The 21,947-nt window shown below is 65.8% G+C and carries 16 protein-coding genes; 5 read left to right on the top strand and 11 right to left on the bottom strand.

All coding sequences use genetic code 11. The features are described from left to right. Positions 1-60 precede the first annotated feature (60 nt). The 4 genes from O6Y00_RS14995 to xseA form a co-directional block, all read right to left on the bottom strand. Positions 61-3,150 (bottom strand): TonB-dependent receptor, encoded by a 3,090-nt coding sequence (locus O6Y00_RS14995; protein ID WP_353443382.1) that lies wholly within the window; start codon positions 3,148-3,150, stop codon positions 61-63. A gap of 273 nt (positions 3,151-3,423) precedes the next feature. Further along, complete coding sequence (locus tag O6Y00_RS14990) at positions 3,424-4,284, bottom strand: M23 family metallopeptidase (protein ID WP_353443381.1); 861 nt, start codon at positions 4,282-4,284, stop codon at positions 3,424-3,426. Then, positions 4,281-4,481: a DUF2093 domain-containing protein gene (locus O6Y00_RS14985; RefSeq protein ID WP_055881745.1), complete on the bottom strand. Its 201-nt coding sequence runs from the start codon at positions 4,479-4,481 to the stop codon at positions 4,281-4,283. The genes O6Y00_RS14990 and O6Y00_RS14985 overlap by 4 nt, the downstream gene beginning before the upstream one ends. Positions 4,482-4,493: 12 nt before the next feature. Continuing rightward, positions 4,494-5,918: an exodeoxyribonuclease VII large subunit gene (xseA, locus tag O6Y00_RS14980; RefSeq protein ID WP_353443379.1), complete on the bottom strand. Its 1,425-nt coding sequence runs from the start codon at positions 5,916-5,918 to the stop codon at positions 4,494-4,496. On the opposite strand from xseA, the gene purD reads away from it, so the two are divergent. From purD to O6Y00_RS14960, 4 genes are all read left to right on the top strand, one after another. Beyond that, positions 5,917-7,182, top strand: a complete 1,266-nt coding sequence (gene purD, locus O6Y00_RS14975) for a phosphoribosylamine--glycine ligase (RefSeq protein ID WP_353443378.1) — start codon at positions 5,917-5,919, stop codon at positions 7,180-7,182. The genes xseA and purD overlap by 2 nt on opposite strands. 398 nt (positions 7,183-7,580) lie before the next feature. Further along, the gene (locus O6Y00_RS14970) at positions 7,581-9,053 is read left to right on the top strand and encodes a vWA domain-containing protein (RefSeq protein WP_353443377.1); all 1,473 of its coding nucleotides are present in this window, start codon (positions 7,581-7,583) and stop codon (positions 9,051-9,053) included. A gap of 63 nt (positions 9,054-9,116) precedes the next feature. Next, positions 9,117-9,884, top strand: a complete 768-nt coding sequence (locus O6Y00_RS14965) for a hypothetical protein (protein ID WP_353443376.1) — start codon at positions 9,117-9,119, stop codon at positions 9,882-9,884. Between the two features lie 218 nt (positions 9,885-10,102). After that, complete coding sequence (locus tag O6Y00_RS14960) at positions 10,103-11,155, top strand: MlaA family lipoprotein (protein ID WP_353443375.1); 1,053 nt, start codon at positions 10,103-10,105, stop codon at positions 11,153-11,155. 421 nt (positions 11,156-11,576) lie between these two features. Here O6Y00_RS14960 and O6Y00_RS14955 read toward each other — a convergent pair whose 3' ends face one another. After that, positions 11,577-12,878 carry a hemolysin family protein gene (locus O6Y00_RS14955; protein ID WP_056488005.1) on the bottom strand — a complete coding sequence of 434 codons (1,302 nt, stop codon included), beginning with the start codon at positions 12,876-12,878 and terminating at the stop codon, positions 11,577-11,579. Positions 12,879-13,073: 195 nt separating this feature from the next. Between O6Y00_RS14955 and O6Y00_RS14950 the strand changes: the two genes are divergently transcribed. Continuing rightward, positions 13,074-13,748 (top strand): OmpA family protein, encoded by a 675-nt coding sequence (locus O6Y00_RS14950; protein WP_120300741.1) that lies wholly within the window; start codon positions 13,074-13,076, stop codon positions 13,746-13,748. 148 nt (positions 13,749-13,896) lie between these two features. Here O6Y00_RS14950 and O6Y00_RS14945 read toward each other — a convergent pair whose 3' ends face one another. From O6Y00_RS14945 to O6Y00_RS14920, 6 genes are all read right to left on the bottom strand, one after another. Then, positions 13,897-14,244, bottom strand: a complete 348-nt coding sequence (locus O6Y00_RS14945) for a tRNA-binding protein (protein ID WP_353443374.1) — start codon at positions 14,242-14,244, stop codon at positions 13,897-13,899. Next, a complete protein-coding gene (locus O6Y00_RS14940; RefSeq protein WP_056054264.1) occupies positions 14,231-14,905 on the bottom strand; it encodes a glutathione S-transferase family protein in 675 nt (224 codons plus the stop codon). Before O6Y00_RS14940 ends, O6Y00_RS14945 begins: the two co-directional genes overlap by 14 nt. A 248-nt stretch (positions 14,906-15,153) precedes the next feature. Further along, positions 15,154-19,662 (bottom strand): glutamate synthase large subunit, encoded by a 4,509-nt coding sequence (gene gltB / locus O6Y00_RS14935; protein WP_353443373.1) that lies wholly within the window; start codon positions 19,660-19,662, stop codon positions 15,154-15,156. Next, positions 19,659-20,132, bottom strand: a complete 474-nt coding sequence (locus tag O6Y00_RS14930) for a HepT-like ribonuclease domain-containing protein (RefSeq protein WP_353443372.1) — start codon at positions 20,130-20,132, stop codon at positions 19,659-19,661. Before O6Y00_RS14930 ends, gltB begins: the two co-directional genes overlap by 4 nt. After that, positions 20,129-20,425 carry a nucleotidyltransferase domain-containing protein gene (locus O6Y00_RS14925; RefSeq protein WP_353443371.1) on the bottom strand — a complete coding sequence of 99 codons (297 nt, stop codon included), beginning with the start codon at positions 20,423-20,425 and terminating at the stop codon, positions 20,129-20,131. The genes O6Y00_RS14930 and O6Y00_RS14925 overlap by 4 nt, the downstream gene beginning before the upstream one ends. After that, a complete protein-coding gene (locus O6Y00_RS14920; protein WP_353443370.1) occupies positions 20,422-21,864 on the bottom strand; it encodes an NAD(P)-dependent oxidoreductase in 1,443 nt (480 codons plus the stop codon). Before O6Y00_RS14920 ends, O6Y00_RS14925 begins: the two co-directional genes overlap by 4 nt. Positions 21,865-21,947: the final 83 nt, after the last annotated feature.

The raw sequence follows: 21,947 nt of genomic DNA, 5'->3' as shown, positions 1-21,947 counted from the left end.
ACGCAAACAAGAAGGGGCGACACCATGTGTGCCGCCCCAAAGGTAGGTCAGGCCGAAGCGTTACTCGCCGCGTGCTGGTTCACCAAAGCGAAGACCGAGCGTCAGGCGAGCCGAGCGTGGCGCCTGATAGCCCGTCACCTGCGCATATTGCGAGTTCAGCGAACCACCGGCGTTGTTGCCGAACTCATTGTAATCCAGCTTCGACTTGAAGTTGAACACGTTGAACACGTCGACGCTCATGAAGCTGCCCGGCAATGCCGCGATATCATATTGCACGTTGATATCGATCTGCTTGCGCCACTGGCTCTTGAACGCCGTGCTCCGGTCGACAAGATACGAGGTCCGCGTGGGATCCGTAGGATCGACAAAGCTCGGACGGTCCGCGAACTGCGGCTGCGTGCAATAATAGCTAGCATTGTCATACTGGAACGCGAAATTGTTCGAGTCGTAATGCTGGCCGATGCACGAGAATTTGCGCGGCGATTCGAACAGCATGTTGGCACCGATGCTGATGTCCTTTGTCACGCGGTAGCTGCCGAACAGTTTGAACGAATGCGCACGTCCGTTGGCAAGCGTACCATACGCACCATCAAGCAGGCCTGGCTGATCGAAGTCCTGCGTCAGGCCGGCATCGTCCTGGCCGTTGTCAGACTTGACCGCGCCCTCATAGTTACCGCGGAGCTTGGTGTAGGTGTACGAGCCACGTACATACCAGCCGTTGGACGGTGCCTTTTCGAACTCGAACTGAACGCTGTCATATTTGCGGACGGCCTTCGGGTAGCCCAGGTTCGCGGCAGACAACGTGGCGACTTCGCATTGGCGCGAATCCGCAGCGCAATCGCCGTCAAGCCGCACCTTGATGTCCTGGCCCGGGTTGGCGAGCACATACTGATGGAAGCCGGTGAACACATCGCCGCAACCGTTGATGCCGTTCTGATCGCAATAGGACAGTACCGCCGCATCGATCGCGACGTCGTCCAGCGTCCGGCCCAGCCGGCGGTTGATATACGTCAGGCCAAACGTCCAGTCGCCGAGCCGCTGTTGCGCGCCGATCGTCCATTCATCGGTGTAACTCGGCTTGAGCGACGAAGAGACGAGCGTGTCGGTCGCGCCAAGGACGCCATCGGACGTGACGCTGCTGCAGCTTTGTCCTGCATCCGGGCCGACCGAAGGGCAAGCGCCCGATACGCCGCCGGTACGGACATTCAGACCCTGGATGTTGCCCAAGGCATCATAGGTGAGCCCGGCAGGCAGGCCGTTTGCGTCGAAGACCGCGGGGTTGACGCCGGTCGGATACGCAAAGCGCTGGCGATAGTAAAGTTCGGCACCGCCAAGGCGGATATTGGTGTTGGTCGCCACCGGCAGAAAGTAGCGGCTCCACGATCCGCGGATCGTCGTACGCTTGTCGCCGAACACGTCGAACGCGGCGCCCAGGCGCGGCCCCCATTGATTGCCAGACTTGTTGAAGGTCGTTCCCTCCAGCGTATCGTTGCTGAAGCGATCGTTGCGCAGACCAAGCTGCAACGTCAGTCGATCGTTGATCAGCGACCAATTGTCCTGAATGTAATACGACTCGTTCTTCGATTTCCACGTGCCCTCGTTCACGTAGTTGTACCGATAGACGTAGGTTGGCGCGAGCAGGTAGCGGTACGTCCCGGCGTACCGAGTGTCGGTCGTCGAGGTCAGCTTTTCCTGTTCATACCCGAACCGGAAATGATGCGAGCCGAGCAGTTTGACGTAGATATCGCCATCCGCACGCATGAACTTGCGGACGTCTTCGTCGGTGCTGAGTCCGCTGTCGAAGCCCCGAGCGGTCGTGGTCGTACCGGTCAGCGTGCTCTGGATGAGCGACTGGACCGGCGAAGGCGCGAACGATCGATTATCGTGATTTTCACCATAGGCGGCCGACAGCGTCAGCCACTTGCTGAACTGCCCCGTATAGCTGCCGACGAAATTGTCGCCGCCCGACTTCTCGCTGATTTCGCCGATCGGCGCGCCGATCGCGCCGGTCGTGCCGTTGAACGCGTCGTATCGCGTCCGGACGGTCTGCGCGTTGCGGAAATACGTTCCTTCGAGACGATGCCCATCGGCGATGATCGCATCGATCTTGCCGCCGAAGAACGGCGAACTGTTTGTTTCCGTCAGGCGCTGGCCCAGCGTGATGCTGCTATTCTGCGTCTTGCTGTAGTTGGGGTTATAAAGACCGTAAAAGAACAGGCGGTCCTTGATGATTGGCCCGCTCAGGTAGAAATTGGCCTCGACGTTATCGATATAGTCGGTCTGGTTGTATGCGGCGTAGGTGTTGGGCGAGTCATCGCGCAGACCATCCGGCGAGAATGCGACGATCGCGCCCGCCTTGAACGTGTTCGAACCCGACTTGGTGACGGTGGTCGTGAAGCCGCCGAGAGCACGCCCATATTCCGCAGACAGGCCAAACGTCTTCGTATCGAAGCTCTGGTAGAATTCGATGGGCGGGTTCTGACTGCCGACGAAGTTGCGGAAATTGGTAACGTTCAGGCCGTTCACATAATATTGGTTCTCGGCGATCGTCGCGCCGCTTAGCGAGGGAAGATTGCCGAAGGTCGTGTCGCCTGCGGTCGCACCCGGCGCGAGCAAGGTCAGCGCGGTCTGGTTGCGCGCGATCGGCGTGCTGTTCAGCAGGTCGCTGACGTTGCCAATCGCAAGACCGCCGGTGTTGGTGCTGAAGTCGTTGCCGCGCACGGCGCGACCCGTAACCACGATCTCAGCGCCATCGGCGGGTGCGCCAGCGGCGACCGCGGCCACGGTGAAGGTGTAGGTCGCACTTGAGCCTGCGACCACCGAGACGTTTCGATCATTCACCGACTGGTAGCCCGGCGACGCGACGGTTACCGAATACGAGCCCACCGGCAGCGCCGGGACACGGAAACCGCCGTCGGCGGCAATCTGCGTGGTGCGCGTGAAGCCCTGCGCGTTCGACACAACGGTAACGGTGCCGCCCGAAACGCGGGTGCCTTCGGGCGTAACGACCACGCCGACCATCGCGCCGTTCGTGAAATCCTGCGCTGCTGCCGGGGCGGACAGGGTCGTCGCCCCGACGAGACCGGCGCCCATGAGAGCCAAGGCCTGCAATGCAGCCCCCCCGCGTAGATAGTTCGATGACTTGATCACTCGTACACCCCTCGCTGAACTTGGTCGCAGCGGCTCTACCGTCTGCGCCCAAGGCGTTTGCCGTCCTCTTTCGGCCGCGCTGTTCGCGACCCCCGAGAGACATGAGCGGAAGATGAACAATACGTCATATTATTGTAAAGGGCGGTTTTGTAACAACATGACGCTTTGATCAGACCTGTAGCACAAATGGCACACTTGCTGCCCTTGTTTTGAAATCAACAGCCTAGTTTGTGGGCAAACGCCAGAGCACCGCACATTTATTAGACAGACTGATTACCGCATTTCCCCCGCGACCAGCACCGGGTCGAGCTTCGCAGCGTTCCAGCGCAGCGACCAATGGAGATGAGGGCCAGTGGCACGGCCGGACATGCCGACGGCGCCGACAGGTTGCCCCTTGATGACGCGGTCGCCGACCTTCACGTCGATCCGCGACAGATGCAGGAATGCGCTGTTGAGACCCATACCGTGGTTGATCATCAGAAGGTTGCCCTCCAGCGTGAAAGGGTGATCCGCGGCAAGGATCACGACGCCGTCGGCGGGGGCGCGGACGACCGCGCCGATCTCACGCGCTACGTCGACGCCCGAATGATAGGATCCCGCCTCGCCGTTGCGGTAGATGCGCTGCGAGCCGAATAGCGTCGAGATACGCCCCGTCACTGGCCAGGCGAACGCCTGTTGCCAGCCGTCCGACGCTGCAGAGATTTCTCGCGCGGCCTTGATCTGGGCGAGTTCGCCGGGGCGGATCCGCGTGAATTCCGCTTCCGGAACGGGGTATTTGGGTAGGGTAGACAGGCGCGAGATGTCCCAGCTTCGCGGCGTGATCGTCAGCGATTGCCGGAGCACGAGGCCGCCGGCGAGCGTCGCCGCGAGCATCGCCTGCGGACCGGCATCGCGGTCGAAGCCGGCGAGAAAGCGGCCGTCCGGGGCAAGCGCGATCGGCTTGCCGTCCAGCGTGAGCGTGCGCGTTCCGGACGGGGCAGTACCGACGATCAGACCGCCTTGGCTGAGCGTACCGGTCCAGCGGAACGTGGACTGGGTCGCGGTGGTCGGCGGCGGCACCTGCGCCGTGGCGCTGGTGGCGGCCAGCAGGAGGAGCGCCGCAGCCCGCTTCAGCACGGCGCCTCCGAGTCTCATCGTGGGGCCATCGCTTCGCTGGCGGCGGCGGCGGTGGCGTAGGCTTCCTGGCGCGCGACGCTCCAGTAGCGCAGGTCTTCGAGCGCGATGCGGTGGCCGGTCGCGGCGCAGGCGACGTGGTCGCCCGGGCTGAGCACGCGGAAACCATTGGCCATATAGTGCAGCCGCGCGGCGCGGTCGGAGTTGGACATCAGCATTGCGGGTCTTCTTTACAGCAGGGTCGGCTGGCGCGGCGCCGCGTCGGGCGCGGGCTTTGCCTTGGGGGCAGCATAGGTTTTGGCGGCGGGGCGCTCAAGGCCGGTGTCCGTCACCGCGTCGACCACGCCGTCGCGGAAGTGGAGCGTCAGGGCCCCCGCGTCACGCGCCGATGTGGCGGAGGCGAGCGTCTCGCCGCCGGGCCGTGCGGTGACGCGGGCATAGCCGCGGTCGAGGATTGCGTCGGGGTTGAGCGACTGGACCAAGCGCCACGTGGCATCGAGCTGCGCGCGTTTCGCTTCGAGTTTACGCTCCAACGTGGCGGGACGGAGCGCCGCTCCCGAGCGGTCCAGGCTACCGCGTGCGAGGGTAAGCCTACGCTCCAGCCCGCGATCCAACCGCTGGCCGAAATCGTCCGCGCGCTGGCGTTGCGGCCCGAGCAACTGGTCGCGCTTCGGCAGCAACCGCGCCAGTGCATCGAGGCGTTCGCGCCCGCGCTCGACATGGCGCCGCGCACACCGCTCGGTACGGTTGCGGTGGCTGTCGATCGTCAGGCGCAGATCGGCGAGCACCGGCACTGCGATCTCGGCCGCCGCGGTCGGCGTCGGCGCGCGCAGGTCGGCGGCGAAATCGCACAAGGTGGTGTCGGTCTCGTGCCCGACAGCGGAGATGATCGGGATCGTGCAGGCGGCGACCGCGCGGACGACGACCTCCTCGTTGAACGACCAGAGATCCTCGACCGAACCGCCGCCGCGCGCGACGATGACGAGGTCGGGGCGCGGCACCGGACCGCCGGGCGCAATCGCGTCGAACCCGCGCACCGCAGCGGCGATCTCCGCGGCGGAACCCTCGCCCTGCACCTTGACCGGCCAGACGATGACGTGCGTCGGGCAGCGATCCTCAAGGCGGTGGAGGATGTCGCGGATCACTGCGCCGGTGCCCGAGGTGACGACGCCGATCACTTTCGGCATGAACGGCAGGCGTTTTTTCCGCGTACCGTCGAACAGCCCCTCGCTCGCGAGCTTCGCCTTCAGCTTCTCGAGCAGCGCCATCAGCGCGCCGGCGCCCGCCAGCTCCATGCGCTCGATGACGATCTGGTATTTCGAGCGGCCGGGATAGGTGGTGAGCTTGCCGGTGGCGATCACTTCGATGCCGTCCTGCGGCACGAAGGCGAGGCTAGACGCATTGCCCTTCCAGATGACGCCGTCGATCACCGCCTGGTCGTCCTTGAGCGACATGTAGCAATGCCCGGAGGCGACGCGCTTCCAGCCCGAGATCTCACCGCGCAGGCGGACATGGCCGAATTCGCCCTCGACCATCCGCTTCAGCTTGAACGCCAGTTCGCCGACCGACATGGCGAGTGCGTTGTCGCCGGGGACTTGCTCGGCTACCAGCCGGCCCATGTCGCTGGACAATTCATCGGAAAAGGGATCGGGCATGAACGTCCTGCTGCTGGGCTCGGGGGGGCGCGAACATGCGCTCGCGTGGAAGCTGGTGCAATCTCGCGGTCTCGATACGCTGTATGCCGCGCCGGGCAACCCCGGGATCGCGCGCGTTGCGACGCTTGTGCCGCTGGATGCGACGGATCATAGCGCGGTGGTTGCGTTCGTCCGCGAGCATGAGGTCGGTCTGGTCGTGATCGGACCCGAGGCGCCGCTGGTCGACGGGCTGGCGGACTCGCTGCGCGCAGCGGACGTTCCGGTGTTCGGGCCGTCGAAGGCGGCGGCGCAGTTGGAGGGGTCGAAGGGCTTCACCAAGGACCTGTGCCTGCGCGCTGGCATTCCGACCGCGGGCTATGTCCGCGTGAAGAGCCGCGAAGAGGCGGATATCGCGCTCGCCCGCACCTTCTCGCTACCTGTGGTCATCAAGGCGGACGGCTTGGCTGCGGGCAAGGGCGTGGTCATCGCGTTCAGCGCGGCCGAAGCCGATGCCGCGCTCGACGCGCTGTTCGCCGACGGGGAAGCCGAGGCGGTGATCGAGGAATTTCTGGAGGGCGAAGAGGCGAGCCTCTTCGTGCTGACCGACGGCGTGGCGCTGATGCCGTTCGGCTCCGCGCAGGATCACAAGCGCGTCGGCGAAGGCGATACCGGTCCGAACACCGGCGGTATGGGCGCATACAGCCCTGCGCTCGTGCTGACGCCCGCGCTGGAGAGGCGCGCGATCGACGAGATCGTCGCGCCGACCGTCGCTACGATGGCGGCGGAGGGCATGCCGTTCTCCGGCGTCCTGTACGCAGGGTTGATGCTGACGCCGCAGGGGCCCAAGCTGATCGAGTACAACGCCCGGTTCGGGGATCCCGAGACGCAGGTTCTGATGATGCGGTTCCAGGGCGACCTGCTCGCGACGATGCTGGCGACGGCGGAAGGCCGGCTCGGCGACATGCCCGCGGCGCAGTTCAGCGACGAGACCGCGCTGACGGTGGTAATGGCGGCAGAGGGGTATCCGGGCACGCCCAAGGCCGGTGGCGCGATCGTCGGGCTGGATTCCGCGCGGGCTGCGGGCGGCACGGTGTTCCATGCAGGCACGCGACTGGAAGATGGCGGGCTGGTCGCATCGGGTGGGCGCGTACTGGCCGTGACGGCGACCGGCGACGACGTTGCGACGGCGCAGGCGAACGCCTACCGCGCGGTCGAGGCGATCGACTTCGCGGAAGGCTTCTACCGCCGCGACATCGGCTGGCGTGAGATCGCGCGAGGGGCCTGACCGAGAGCGCCCGAGCGAGAGGGGCTTGAACGGGGCTGCTTGAATGCGGTTGGGCGACGTGACACTCTCCTGGATCATTATCCGGGAGAGTGGTCGCGATGCGCATCTTGTCCGTACCGTCGCTTGCCATCGTCGCGCTGATCCTGACGTCGGCAGCGCCGCCGCCGCCCGTTCGGATCGCCGGGCCATCTCCCATCGGCAATGACTCCCCGGTTCGATGCCGGGTGACTGATCCCGAGATGCGCGGGCCCGGTCGAAGAGGCGGCAACATCGTCGTCACGGGATCGAGAGTCGCGCCCGCTCCCCCCGCACCACCCCCGCCCCCGCCACCGCCGCCGCCGGCCCCGCCTCCGCTCGCGGTCATGCCGGTGATGGCGCCTTCGGCGCCCAGTGCACCGATGGCACCGCTGACCCAGAGCTTCGCCTTGCAGCGGTCCGCGCCGTTCGGATCGCCCGAGAACACCGAACGCTATGATGGCCGCGCGGTGGCCGCAGTCCAGCAGGTCGCGACGAACCCGGTCTCCACCTTCTCGGTCGATGTCGATACCGGCTCCTACGCCAATGTCCGTCGCTTCCTGACCAAGGGGGACGCGCCGCCCGCCGAAGCGGTGCGGACCGAGGAGATGATCAACTATTTCCGCTACGATTATCCGCGCCCGACCGATCGCGCGGTGCCGTTCAGCGTGACCACCGATGTCGCGCGAACGCCGTGGAATGCGGAGACGCGGCTGCTCCGGATCGGCTTGCGCGGGTATGACGTGAGCGGGGCGACGCGCCCGCCCGCAAACCTCGTCTTCCTGGTCGACGTGTCCGGATCGATGAACGAACCCGACAAGCTGCCGCTGGTCAAAGCTGCGCTGATGGGCCTCGCCGACCGCCTCGAACCGGCCGACCGGGTGTCGATCGTGGTCTATGCGGGTAACAGCGGCATCGTCCTCGAACCGACCGCCAACAAGCGGTACGTCAAGGCCGCGCTCGACTGCCTCAGTGCAGGTGGTTCGACCGCTGGAGGGGAAGGTATCGCGCTAGCCTATGCGACGGCGCGCGCGAATTTCCGCAAAGGTGGCGTCAACCGGATATTCCTGGCGACCGACGGCGATTTCAACGTCGGTGTCAGCGAAACGAAGGCGCTGGAGGCACTGGTCAAGACAAACCGCGACGATGGCATCACGCTAACCACGCTCGGTTTCGGCACGGGCAATTACAACGAGGCGATGATGGAGCGGATCGCCGACGTCGGCAACGGCAACTACGCCTATATCGACAGCGCGCTGGAGGCGAAGAAGGTGCTTGAGGACGAACTGTCCGCAACCCTCGTCACGATCGCCAAGGACGTTAAGGTGCAGGTCGAGTTCAATCCCGCAATGGCCAGCGAATACCGGCTGATCGGCTATGAAAACCGCGCTTTGAAGGAAGAGGACTTCACCAACGACGCGGTCGATGCCGGTGATATCGGCGCGGGGCATCAGGTGACCGCCCTGTACGAGATCGTGCCGGTCGGCGCCAAGGGCTGGGTGCCGACGCGGCGCTATCCCGCGAACCGGACCACGGCCACGCCATCGGCCGGGACCGAACTGGCGGTGGTCAAGCTGCGCTACAAGCTGCCCGACGGGACGACTTCGCAAGAGATCGTGCGGCCCGTCCCCGCGGCACTCGTCCGCACTGCCGCCGCACCCACCGGCGACTTCGCGTTCGCGACGGCGGTGGCGGCGTTCGGGCAGAAGCTCCGCGGCGATCCGTATCTGAGCCAATATCGCTACGCCAACATGCGCGCACTCGCGGGGCGCGCGGACGGCTATTGGCGGCAGGAATTCCTGCAGCTGACCGATCTGGCCGCGCGTGACGGCAATCGTCGGGTGCCGAACGATTAGGCTCCCGCAGCGCAGCGCGGATTAGGTCTCGCCCCCCTTCGCTCGCAGCGCTACGGTATGGGAATGAACGAAACTTCCGCGACCTCCGCCTCGGGCCTCAGCCTGTTGCCCGACGGCATCGCCACGCTGACGGCGATCCACTTCACGATCATCGCCGTGGTGGCGATCCTTGTCGTGATCGGCCTGATCTGGGGCATCCGCGCCAAGCGCAGCCGCGTGAAGGCCGCGCACGATGTGATCGCCAATGCCAAGGAAGCCGGCGTTCCCCCCGAGCCGATCTCGGCGAAACCTGTGGTCGAAGAGCGCAAGGTCGAGCAATCCCAGACGCAGACGCAAAGCCCGCCTGCTCCCGCGCCCGTCGCGCCGCGCCCCCCTCGCTCCGAGCCGGTGCAGCCGGTCCGCAGCGCACCCGAGCCGACGCCGGTATCGCGCGATGACGACATACCGGAGACGCGCGACCGTCTGGCCGATGAGCCGATCGCGGCCGCGTCGCCAATGGAGGCCAGCCCGGCAACCGAAACGGTCGCTCCCGCCGCCGCAGCGCCGGCCGAGGAGCAGCGGGCCGAAGCGCCCGCACCCGTGCAGTCCTACGCGGACGGCCCTGTCACGCAGTTGAAGGGCCTCGGACCCAAGGTTGCGGCGCAGCTTGGCGTGCTCGGCGTCGCGACGGTCGGCCAGATGGCCGCGCTGTCGGAGAGCGAGGCGCAGAGCATCGACGCGCAGCTCGGCAATTTTACCGGGCGGATGGGGCGCGATCGCTGGATCGAGCAGGCGCGGCTGCTCGCGGCGGGCGACAAGACCGGCTTCGAGGCGGTGTTCGGCAAGCTCTAGGCTACCCGTCCGCGCGCGGCTCAGGACGGAATCGCGACGCGATCGGTTAACCGCGATCCTGCGTCTCGGATGACGATTGGCTCTATGCTCCACGCGCGCCGACGGGCATGTCGGGCGCGTCGCATCTCGATGTAGGAGAGCGGCCGATAACAGGGCGATGAGTGCACATGCTGGTAACGATGAGCGCAATGCTGTTAACGGCTGCCCCCGTTCACGTGATGGCCGCGCCGATAGCGTTGCCCGGCGTCGGTGCGAGCGTCGCGTTGCCCGGCGCGGTAATGTCGCCGTTCGCGGGTGACTTCCAGCCTGTCGCGGCGATGGCGGTTTCGCCGCTAGCCCTGACCGCGTCGCTTCCGGCGATCGAGATTTTCGCCCAGGGGCTGTCGACGCAGGACATTCCGCCAGTCGGTCCCGCTCCGTTGGGGACCCCGCCTGCCCAACGGACGCCCAACGACATCATCGTGACTGGCCGAAAGGAAACCGCGGGCGATCCGCTGCGCGCGGTCAACGCGGAATCGTTCGCGGTAACGCAGAAGGTCGACGACGCGGTGATCGGTCCGGTCGCGCGAACCTACAAGAAGACCGTGCCGAGCCCCATTCGGCGCGGCATCCACAATTTCCTCTACAATCTGCGCGAGCCGATCGTCTTCCTGAACTTCCTGCTCCAGTTCAAGCCGGGCAAGGCGGCGGAGACGGTCGGGCGGTTCGCGATCAACACGACGATCGGCGTCGCCGGCGTGCTCGATGTCGCCAAGAAAAAGCCGTTCCACCTGCCGCGGCGGTCGAACGGGTTCGCCAACACACTCGGCTATTACGGCGTTAAGAACGGCCCGTTCCTGTTCCTGCCGATCGTCGGGCCGACCACGATCCGCGACCTGTTCGGCGGTGCGATCGATCGGCTGATCCTGCCGGTCGGCGTCGGCCATCCGTTCACCAGCACCTCGTACACGGTGCCGGCGGGGATCCTGGGCGCGCTCGACCACCGCTCGGAGTTCGACCAGACCTTGAAGGACCTGCACGACAATTCGCCCGATCCGTATGCGGCGACGCGATCGTTCTATCTCAACCGGCGGCAGGCGGAGATCGACCATCTTCATGGGCGCGTCGAAGGCGATCCGGCGGGGATGTCCGGGCCGCCGCCGAGCGTCGTGCCGTTCGTGCCGAGCGATCTGGAGCCTGGGGCCAAGCCGGTTTCGGAGGTGCCTGAGAAGGCTTCGGTGGTCGAGACGCCGGCGGTTGATGCGAAGCCGGCTGGCGAAACCGGTCAGTAAAAAGGGGCGGAGCCGAACGGGCTTGTCTCTTCTTCCCTCCCCCTGCCCTTTCCGTTCGTGCTGAGTAGAGACCGAGTAGCTTCGCAGAAGCGTATCGAGGGCTCGTATCGAAGCATGGGTTCCGCGCGCTAACCTGTCCTTCGATACGCCGCTTCGACAAGCTCAGCAGCTACTCGGGACGAACGGAAGGTTGGGGGGCAGCGCGTCCTCCGCGTGAGAGGAAGAAACCCTGCGTGAGGAGCGAATACCGCACTCAACCCACCCAAATCACCACCCCGGCGGAGGCCGGGGCCCAGTTGGGGGACGTTGATGACTCAAGGCAGCGCTCCGTTACCGCGACCTCGCCAACTGGGCCCCGGCCTCCACGGGGTGGCACAATACGGAGACGCCGTGTTCGACCTTACCCGCGCCGCGCCAGTCCTCAGACTTCGCTCACCAGCAACTTGTCGATCCGCCGCCCATCCAGATCGACGATCTCGAATTTCCAGCCCTGCTCGACGAAGCTCTCGCCCTCGCCCGGCAGGTGGCGGAACACCGACAGCGCGAGCCCGGCGACGGTGGCGTAGTCGCGGTCCTCGGGCAGGTCGATGCCAAGGCGATCGGCGAGCGAATCCGCCGCCATCGTGCCCGCCACGAGCAGCGAGCCGTCGTCGCGCACCACGACCGAAGGCGCATCGTCCGGATCCGAGTCCGACTTGAACTCGCCGGCGATCGCCGCGAGCAGATCGGCCGGCGTGACGATGCCTTCGAAATGGCCGTATTCGTCGTGGATCAGTGCCATCGGCACTTCGGCCTCGCGCAACGCCAGCAACGCATCCATCGCGTCGATCTGGTCGATCACGACGGGCGCCTTGCGCATCAACGCGCGCAGGTCGATCGGCTCGCCGCGGAACAGCGCGGCGGCGATGTCGCGCGCCTGGACGACGCCCTTGACCGCGTCGATCGAGCCTTCGCCGACTGGCAGGCGGGTGTGCTGTGAGGCGAGCAGCGTCTCGCGGATCTCGTCGGGACCCCAGTCGCAGTCGAGCCAGTCGATCTCGGTGCGCGGCGTCATCACTTCGCGCACCGGACGGTCGGCGAGGCGGACGACGCCCGAGATGATCGAGCGCTCATGCTCCTCGATGATCCCCGACTTCGACGCCTCGGCGACGATCATGTGGAGTTCTTCGGCGGTGACGTGCTCTTCCGATTCGCGATTGAGGCGGAGCGCGCGGAAGATCAGTGCGCTGGTCGAATCGAGCACCCACACGATCGGCGCGGTGCCGATCGCGAGCCAGCGCATGACGGGCGCCATGAACGAGGCGATCGCTTCGGGCGCGCGCAACGCGAACTGTTTCGGCACGAGCTCGCCGATGATCAGCGACGCGTAGGTCGTCAGGCCGATGACGATCGCGAAGCCGGCGGTCTCCGCGGTCGAGGCGGACAGGCCCCAGGCCTGCAACCGCGCGGCGGTCGGCATGCCGAGGCTCGAGCCCGAATAGGCACCCGCGAGGATGCCGATCAGCGTGATGCCGATCTGGACGGTCGAGAGGAACTTGCCGGGGTCGGCGGCCAGCACGAGCGCGGCGCGTGCGCCCTTCTTGCCCGAGCGCGCCATCGCCTCGAGCCGCGCTTTGCGTGCGGAAACGATCGCGAGCTCGCTCATCGCGAACACGCCGTTCAATGCGACGAGCGCGAGGATGATCGCGACGTCGATCCAGGGGAAGGGGGGAAGCGGTGCCATTGGCTCAGGCGCTCTTTGCAGGACAACGGTCCGTCGCACAACCGTCCATACGTACTGGCTTGTGCATACTCGACATCGGAACGCGAAGATGGTCAGGCTCGGTTCAGTGCGCAGGCGGAACAATCGTCGTGACACCGGGTTATCGGCGGTATCGGGCGAAATGCCGTCATCCATCACGTCCCAGGGAGATTATCTATGAAAACCAAGATGTTCGCAGGTGCTGCGATTGCTGCACTGATCGCCACCAGCGGCTGCACGACCGATCCCGAGACGGGTCGCCAGACGATCTCGAAGACCGCGCTGGGCGGTATCGGCGGCGCGCTGGGCGGCTATCTGCTCGGCGACGTGGTCGGTGGACGACATGACCGGACCGAGAAGCTGCTCGGCGCGGGCATCGGTGGTCTCGCGGGTGCGGGCATCGGCGCATACATGGACAAGCAGGAGCGCGACCTGCGCGCGCGCACTGCCGGCACCGACGTGCAGGTGATCCGCCAGGGCGACGACCTGGTGCTCAACATCCCGTCGGGCATCACTTTCGCGTATGACAGCGCCAACGTGCAGCCGCAGTTCCAGCGGACGCTGGACCAGGTCGCGGATACGCTGTCGCAGTACAACCAGACGTATATCGACGTGTACGGGCATACCGATTCGACCGGTAGCGACGCGTACAACCAGACGCTGTCGGAGCGCCGCGCGCGGTCGGTCGCGGATTATCTGGCGGGTCACGGCGTGCAGACTGCGCGTATCGGCACGCGCGGCTACGGCGAAACGCAGCCGATCGCTTCGAACGATACCGATGCCGGGCGGGCGGCGAACCGTCGCGTCGAGGTGAAGATCGTGCCGATCACGCAGAACGACCTGCGCCAGTAAGCGCTGGCGTTCTGCGGATCCTCCCCCGCAAGGGGAAGGCGGCACCGAAGGTGACGGAGGGGGAGGAACACGCAACGAACGTTGCCCTGTCCTCCCCCTCCGTCTGGCAAGGGCCAGCCACCTCCCCCTGGCGGGGGAGGATTAAACTCTAGAACAGCCGCCCGCCGTTCGGGACTGGTCCGGTCGGCGAAATCAGCACGACCTTCCCATCCGCATCGGGAAAGCCGAGCGTCAGGACTTCGGACATGATCGGGCCGATCTGGCGCGGCGGGAAGTTGACGACCGCCGCGACCTGACGCCCGACCAACGTCTCAGGCGTATAATGCTCGGTGATCTGCGCGGACGAGCGCTTCACGCCGATCTCCGCACCAAAATCGATCCGCAGCTTGATTGCGGGCTTGCGCGCTTCGGGGAAGGGTTCCGCCTCGACGATCGTGCCGACGCGGATGTCGACCTTCTCGAAGTCCGGATACGCGATCACCTCAGAAATCGACATTGTCGTAGTGCGCCGGGGGTGAGATCAGCTCCATCCGTTCGGACAGCAGCGGGCGGAAGCTCGGGCGACTCTTGAAGCCGCGATACCATCGCGCGGTCTGGTCGTGGCCCTTCCAGTCGATCCCGCCAAGGTAATCGGTCACAGAGATCTGCGCGGCCGCTGCCAGATCGGCGAGGCTCATGGTCGCGCCGCCGAGCCAGTTCCGGTGATCGAGCAAGTAATCCATATAGTCGAGATGCCCGACCGCGGCTTTCATCGCCTCGCGCAGGCCCTTCGCGTCGGGCGCGGTGCGGTGGGCGAGGCGCTTGACCATGCGTTCGTGGAGCAGCGGTCCGGTGACGTCGCGGTAGAAATGCGTGTCGAACCACGTGACCAGCCGGCGGATCTCGGCGCGGTTGGTCGCGGTGCCGTTGATCATCGCCGCCTTCTCGACGGTTTCCTCGAAGAATTCGCAGATCGCCATCGAATCGATCAGCGGGGCGACGCCGCGCGACGCGTCGACCATCACCGGGGTCTGGCCGGCGGGGTTCATGTCCATGAACTCGTCGCGGCGATCCCAGGGCGATTCGCGGACCAGTTCGTAGCCGACCCCCTTCTCGCCCAGCAGCAGGCGCACCTTTCGCGAGAAGGGACACAGGGGGAATTGATAAAGCTGCCACATGCCATCCGTTTAGGCGGTAGGGGGCGGCTGTGTCACTAGCGCGGGTTGGCGCGGAGCAAGAAGATTTGGTTCACGCGGAGACGCGGAGACGCGGAGGTGTTGCGTTCGCTGCGAGCGAAGCTCCTTCACCATCGATCGCAATAAGAGAGATGCAGAGGGACTTTAGCTCCGCGTCTCCGCGTCTCCGCGTGAAACCCTCTAACTTGCACCACCCCGGGCGGGCGCCGGGGTGGTGTGAGGGCTTGGGCTTATTCCGCCGCGACCAGTTCCGCGCTGTCGTCCAATGGGTGCGACAAGCGGGTCAGCATTTCCTTCGGGACGATCTGCCAGAAATGCGGCGCCACGCGGTCCCAATCTTCCAGCAACCCCTTCGACCATTTGCTGTCGGTATGGTCCGCATGATCACGGACCAGGTCGAGCAGCACGTCAGCCCAGTGGAGCGACTTCACGCGGTCCCAGGTGATATTCTCGGGGTTGGCCCGCTTCGCGAACACACCGTCGGGATCGTAGACGAACGCCATCCCGCCGGTCATCCCCGCACCGAAGTTCGCGCCGACCGCGCCCAGCACCACGGCGATGCCGTTGGTCATGTACTCGCACCCGTTCGCACCGCAGCCTTCGACGACCACGATCGCACCCGAGTTGCGGACCGCGAAGCGTTCGCCCGCCTGCCCTGCCGCGAACAGCCGGCCCGAGGTCGCGCCATAGAGCACGGTGTTGCCGATGATCGTGTTGTCCTGCGACGCCAAAGGCGAACTCACCGCCGGCCGGACGATGATCGTGCCGCCCGAGAGGCCCTTGCCGACGTAATCGTTCGAATCCCCGAACACCTCCAAAGTAATGCCCTTGCACAGGAACGCACCGAGCGACTGGCCCGCCGACCCACGCAGACGGATCGTCACGTGGTTGTCCGCCAGCGTCGACATCCCGAACTTCCGGGTGATTTCCGACGACAGCCGCGTGCCGACCGCGCGATGCGTGTTGCGCACCGAATAGGTCAGCTGCATCTTCTCGCCGCGCGAAAACACTGCGGACGCGTCCTTGATGATCTGCGCGTCGAGGCTGTCCGGGACCTCGTTGCGGAAGGTCGAGAGCGAGAACCGGCGCTGCGAATCGTCGGCGTCGACCTTGGCCAGGATCGGATTGAGATCGAGATCGTCGAGATGCTCCGCCCCGCGGCTCACCTGCCGCAGTAGCTCGGTGCGGCCGATCACGTCGTCGAGGCTCTTCACGCCGAGCCGCGCGAGGATGTCGCGGACTTCCTCGGCGATGAAGGTCATCAGGTTGATCACCTTCTCGGGCGTGCCGACGAACTTCTGGCGAAGCGCGTCGTTCTGCGTGCAGATGCCGACCGGGCAGGTGTTCGAATGGCATTGTCGCACCATGATGCAGCCCATCGCCACCAGCGACAGCGTGCCGATTCCGAACTCTTCCGCGCCCAGGATCGCGGCGATGACGATGTCGCGACCGGTCTTCAGCCCGCCATCGGTGCGCAACCGCACGCGACCGCGCAGGCCGTTGAGCGTCAGCACCTGGTTGACCTCCGACAGGCCCATCTCCCACGGCGTGCCGGCATATTTGATCGAGGTCTGGGGCGACGCGCCGGTACCGCCGACATGGCCGGCGATCAGAATCACGTCGGCATGCGCCTTCGCCACGCCCGCCGCGACCGTACCGATGCCCGCCGAGCTGACGAGCTTCACGCACACGCGGGCGCGCGGATTGATCTGCTTCAGGTCGTAGATGAGCTGCGCAAGATCCTCGATCGAGTAGATGTCGTGATGCGGCGGCGGCGAGATCAGCGTCACGCCGGGCGTCGCATGGCGCAGCTTGGCGATGAACTCGGTGACCTTGAAGCCGGGCAGCTGGCCGCCCTCGCCGGGCTTGGCGCCCTGCGCGACCTTGACCTCGATCTCCTCGCACGCGTTGAGATATTCCGCCGTCACGCCGAACCGGCCGGACGCGACCTGCTTGATCGACGAGTTGGCGTTGTCGCCGTTCGCGTACGGCACGAAGCGCGACTTGTCCTCGCCGCCCTCGCCCGAGACGGCCTTCGCGCCGATCCGGTTCATCGCGATCGCGAGCGTCTCATGCGCTTCCGGCGACAGCGCGCCGAGCGACATGCCGGGGGTGACGAAGCGCTTGCGGATCTCGGTGATCGCCTCGACCTGGTCGACCGGAACGCCCTCCGCGGGAAAGTTGAACTGGAGCAGGTCGCGCAGATAAACCGGCGGCAGATCGGACACGCCGCGCGAGAATTGCAGGTAGCTCGTATAACTGTCGGTCGCGACCGCGGTCTGGAGCAGGTGCATCAGCTGCGCGGAATAGGCGTGCGTCTCGCCGGTATGGCGCTGGCGATAGAAGCCACCGATCGGCAGCGTCGCCACCGCCGGGTCGAACGCGGCTTCGTGGCGATCGGTCGCGTTGACGTGGAGCGAGGCGTAGCCCTCGCCGCTGATCTTGGCGGGCATGCCGGGGAACAGGTCGTTGACCAGGCTGCGCGAGAGGCCGACCGCCTCGAAATTATAGCCGCCGCGGTACGACGAGATGACCGCGATGCCCATCTTCGACATGATCTTGAGCAGCCCCTCCTCAACCGCGACGCGGTGGCGACGGAGGCATTCGGCGAGGTCGAGATCGCCGAACAACCCGCGCGACTGGCGATCGACGATCGCGGCCTCGGCGAGATACGCGTTCACGGTCGTCGCTCCGACGCCGATCAGCACGGCATAATAATGCGTGTCGAGGCATTCGGCCGAGCGGACGTTGATCGACGCATAGGAGCGCAGGCCGCGGCGGACGAGATGCGTGTGCACCGCGGCGACGGCGAGCACGCCGGCGATGCCGACGCGGTCTTCGCTGATCGCCTCGTCGGTGAGGAAGATTTCACTCTTGCCCTGGCGGACGGCCTGTTCCGCTTCGTTGCGGATCCGCTGGATCGCCGCGCGGAGCTTTTCGGGGCCACCGCCGACGTCGAAGGTGCAGTCGATCTCGGCGACCGCGTTACCGAAATGCGCCTTCAGCCGCGACCAATGTTCGCCCGTCAGCACCGGCGAATCGAGCACCAGCACGCGCTCGCGCTGGTCGCGCACGTCGAGGATGTTGGCGAGATTGCCGAACCGCGTTTTCAGGGACATCACGTGGCGCTCACGCAATGGATCGATCGGTGGGTTGGTCACCTGCGAGAAGTTCTGGCGGAAGAACTGGCTGATGAGGCGCGGCTTGTCCGAGATGACGGCGAGCGGCGTGTCGTCGCCCATCGATCCGATCGCTTCCTTGGCGGATTCGACCATCGGCGACAGGATCAGCTCCATGTCCTCCATCGTCTGCCCCGCCGCAACCTGGCGACGTGCGAGCTCCGCGCGGTCGTAGCGCACCACGGCGTCCTCGACCGAGGGCAGGTCGGCGAGCGTGTGGAATTCGCCGATCATCGCGGCGTAGTCCGCCTCGCCGGAAATGCGATCCTTCACTTCGCGATCCTGGAGCAGGCGCCCTTCATCGAGGTCGACCGCGATCATCTCGCCGGGCCCGAGGCGGCCCTTGGCGACGATCGTCGATTCGGGAACGACGACCATGCCGCTCTCGGAGCCGACGATCAGCAGGCCGTCCGAGGTCAGCGTATAGCGGAGCGGACGCAGCGCGTTGCGATCCATGCCCGCAACTGCCCAGCGGCCATCGGTCATCGCCAGCGCGGCGGGGCCGTCCCACGGCTCCATCACCGACGCGAGATACTGGTACATCGCGGTATGCTCAGGAGGCATGTCCGGGCTGGCGGCCTCGGGGACCAGCATCAGCTTGGCGGTCGGCGCATCGCGGCCCGAGCGGCAGATCGCCTCGAACACGGCGTCCAATGCGGCGGTGTCGGACGCGCCGGCGGGAATCACTGGCTTGATGTCCTCCGAATTGTCGCCGAACGCGAGGCTTGCCATGCGGATCTCGTGTGACAACATCCAGTTCTTGTTGCCGCGGATCGTGTTGATCTCGCCGTTATGCGCGAGGCAGCGGAACGGTTGCGCCAGCCACCATTGCGGGAAGGTGTTGGTCGAATAGCGCTGATGGAAGATCGCGACGCGGCTCTCGAACCGCTGGTCGCACAGATCAGGGTAGAAGACCGACAGCGATTCGGCGAGGAACAGCCCCTTGTAGATGATCGATCGGCACGACAGCGAGCAGATGTAGAAGCCCTGGATCTGCGCCGCGATGACGCGCTTCTCGATCCGGCGGCGGACGAGGTACAGTGTCTTCTCGAACTCGGCGGCGTCCTGCTCCTCGGGCAGCGGCCCGGCGATCATGATCTGCTCGATCTCGGGACGCGTGGTCTGCGCCTTCTGGCCGATCACCGACACGTCGACCGGCACCTGCCGCCAGCCATAGATGGTGTACCCCGCCTCGATGATCGCGCTCTCGACGATCGTCCGGCAATCCTCCTGCGCGCCGAGATCGGTGCGCGGCAGGAAGATCATGCCGACGGCGAGACGGTTCGGGCGCACCTTGTGCCCCGACGCGGCGACCGCATCGTCGAAAAAGCGCAACGGCAGGTCGATATGCAGACCTGCGCCGTCACCGGTCTTGCCGTCGGCGTCGACTGCGCCGCGGTGCCACACGGCCTTCAGCGCATCGACCGCCGACTGCACGACGCGGCGCGACGCGCGACCGTCGGTGGCGGCGACGAGGCCGACACCGCACGCATCGCCCTCGAATTCGGGGCGGTACATACCGTGCTCGGCGAGACGGGCGCGTTCGGTTTCGTTGGTCATGCCAACCATTCCTTCTTGTCGACGTAGGTGAGCGCGCGCTGGGTGGCGGCGCGGAGAATATCAGTGGCCCGGACCGCCTCGACCAGCTTGGCGAACCGCGCCTCGCTGGTCAGCGGATAGTCGTGGACCAGACGATTGCGCAGCTTGACGACTTCCATCCAGCCGTCGGCGCTATCGATGATCCGCAGCGACTCCATCCGGTTGGCAACGTCGCGGGCGTACAGGTCCTTCGTATCCACGGCGCGTGCCTGGAGGATGGTACGGAACAGCCGCATCAACTGGTCTTCCAACTGCTCGACCGTTTTCAGCAGCGCGCGCGACCCGACGCGGCCGTGTTCCGTCATCGCCTCGAACGCCGTCAGATCGGTCGGCACGGTACCGAGCAACCGCATATCCTCGTCGAGAGCGATGGTAAGCGACCGCACCCGGTCGCAGATGATTTCGAGGATGTCCTCCTCGGGTTCCGTCACAGCACGATCCCATCGCGATAGGCGATGCGCTCGAACCCACGCGGCGTACCGCCACGGATCGTAAGCACCACGTCGACCTTTTGCGGGTCGATCCGTTGAAATAGCCTGTCCTCGAATTTCCCGCGGGCACGCCCTTCGTCTGCAACGTCATCGACCTCAATATGGAGATCGATATCGCCGCCGCGCTCGCTATCGTGGACCCGGCTGCCGAACAGGCGCACGACCGCAGTTTCGCCGAACGTCTCCGCAGCGGCCTCCTTGATCGCCGCAACCTCTTCGGGTTTCAGCCTCATGCCGCGACCTTCGCGTTAGCTGCCTTGGTCTTCAGCCATTTGTGCATCGTTGCGGCGACGTCGCGGCCGTCGCGGATCGCCCAGACGACGAGGCTTGCACCGCGGACGATGTCGCCCGCCGCGAACACGCCGTCGAGCGAGGTCATCAGCGTCTTGCCGTCGACCAGTACGGTGCCCCAGCGGCTCACGCCCAGTTCCGGCGTTGCGAACAGCGTCGGCAGATCCTCGGCATCGAAGCCGAGCGCCTTGATGACGAGATCGGCGTTCACCGAATAGTCGCCAGCGGGATCGGGTTCGGGCGCGCGGCGGCCGCTCGCATCGGGTGCGCCGAGACGCATCTTCCGCACCTTGACGCTCGACACGGTATCGCCGCCGTCGAAACTTTGCGGGCCCGACAGCCAGACGAACTCGACGCCCTCCTCCTCGGCGTTGGCGACTTCGCGCTGCGAGCCAGGCATGTTGGCGCGGTCGCGGCGGTAGAGGCACTTCACCGACTTGGCGCCCTGGCGGATCGCGGTGCGGACGCAGTCCATCGCGGTGTCGCCGCCGCCGATCACGACGACGTCCTTGCCCTCCGCATTGAGGCTGCCGTCGTCGAACGCGGGGACGGCGTCGCCGAAGCCCTTGCGGTTCGAGGCGACGAGGAAGTCGAGTGCGGCGACCACGCCGTTCGATCCGCCGCCGGGAAGATCCATCGCGCGTGCCTTATAGACGCCAGTCGCGATCAGGATCGCATCGTGGCGCTGGCGCAGATCATCGAGGCTCGTATCGTCGCCGACCGCGAAGCCTTCGTGGAAGACGATGCCGGCGGCCTTGAGGCGCTCTACACGGCGCATGACGATCGGCTTTTCGAGCTTGAAGCCGGGGATGCCGTAAGTGAGCAACCCGCCCGCGCGGTCGTAGCGGTCATAGACGTGCACGTCATAGCCGTGCCCGCGCAGATATTCCGCCGCGGTTAGACCTGCGGGTCCCGCACCGATCACGCCGACCGACTGGCCGCGCGACTTGCCGGGGACCAGCGGTTCGACCCAGCCATTCTCCCAGGCGGTGTCGGTGATGAACTTCTCGACCGAGCCGATCGTGACCGCGCCGTGCCCGGTGAACTCGATGACGCAATTGCCTTCGCACAGCCGGTCCTGCGGGCAGATCCGACCGCAAATCTCGGGCATGGTCGAGGTCGCGTTGCTGAGCTCGTACGCCTCGCGCAGCCGACCTTCCGCGGTCAGCCGGAGCCAATCGGGGATATGGTTGTGCAGCGGGCAATGGACCGAGCAATAGGGCACGCCGCACTGCGAGCAGCGCCCGGCCTGCTCTTCGGCGGGCTGGACCGCGTATCGCTGCGCGATCTCGCGGAAATCCTCCTGCCGCTCATCCGCGGTGCGCTTTGCCGGATAGGATTGCTCCCGCCCGACAAACTTTAGCATCGAATCGTTCGCCATACATGCCTCCGACAGCCGCGTTATTGCGCCATCGGAAGCTTGTCACGGTGAAATCGACCAGCATGTCAGCAAAGCTGTCTCAT

Source organism: Sphingomonas faeni, from assembly GCF_040407565.1.
Taxonomy (GTDB): Bacteria; Pseudomonadota; Alphaproteobacteria; order Sphingomonadales; family Sphingomonadaceae; genus Sphingomonas; species Sphingomonas faeni_F.
This window is presented reverse-complemented; position numbering and strand designations above follow the sequence as displayed.

Coding starts and splice junctions, on each gene's coding strand:
- O6Y00_RS14990 (WP_353443381.1), bottom strand. CDS start 4,284: ATGAGACTCGGAGGCGCCGTGCTGAAGCGGGCTGCGGCGCTCCTCCTG.
- O6Y00_RS14985 (WP_055881745.1), bottom strand. CDS start 4,481: ATGCTGATGTCCAACTCCGACCGCGCCGCGCGGCTGCACTATATGGCC.
- purD (WP_353443378.1), top strand. CDS start 5,917: ATGAACGTCCTGCTGCTGGGCTCGGGGGGGCGCGAACATGCGCTCGCG.
- xseA (WP_353443379.1), bottom strand. CDS start 5,918: ATGCCCGATCCCTTTTCCGATGAATTGTCCAGCGACATGGGCCGGCTG.
- O6Y00_RS14970 (WP_353443377.1), top strand. CDS start 7,581: ATGGCACCGCTGACCCAGAGCTTCGCCTTGCAGCGGTCCGCGCCGTTC.
- O6Y00_RS14965 (WP_353443376.1), top strand. CDS start 9,117: ATGAACGAAACTTCCGCGACCTCCGCCTCGGGCCTCAGCCTGTTGCCC.
- O6Y00_RS14960 (WP_353443375.1), top strand. CDS start 10,103: ATGGCCGCGCCGATAGCGTTGCCCGGCGTCGGTGCGAGCGTCGCGTTG.
- O6Y00_RS14955 (WP_056488005.1), bottom strand. CDS start 12,878: ATGGCACCGCTTCCCCCCTTCCCCTGGATCGACGTCGCGATCATCCTC.
- O6Y00_RS14950 (WP_120300741.1), top strand. CDS start 13,074: ATGAAAACCAAGATGTTCGCAGGTGCTGCGATTGCTGCACTGATCGCC.
- O6Y00_RS14945 (WP_353443374.1), bottom strand. CDS start 14,244: ATGTCGATTTCTGAGGTGATCGCGTATCCGGACTTCGAGAAGGTCGAC.
- O6Y00_RS14940 (WP_056054264.1), bottom strand. CDS start 14,905: ATGTGGCAGCTTTATCAATTCCCCCTGTGTCCCTTCTCGCGAAAGGTG.
- gltB (WP_353443373.1), bottom strand. CDS start 19,662: ATGACCAACGAAACCGAACGCGCCCGTCTCGCCGAGCACGGTATGTAC.
- O6Y00_RS14925 (WP_353443371.1), bottom strand. CDS start 20,425: ATGAGGCTGAAACCCGAAGAGGTTGCGGCGATCAAGGAGGCCGCTGCG.
- O6Y00_RS14920 (WP_353443370.1), bottom strand. CDS start 21,864: ATGGCGAACGATTCGATGCTAAAGTTTGTCGGGCGGGAGCAATCCTAT.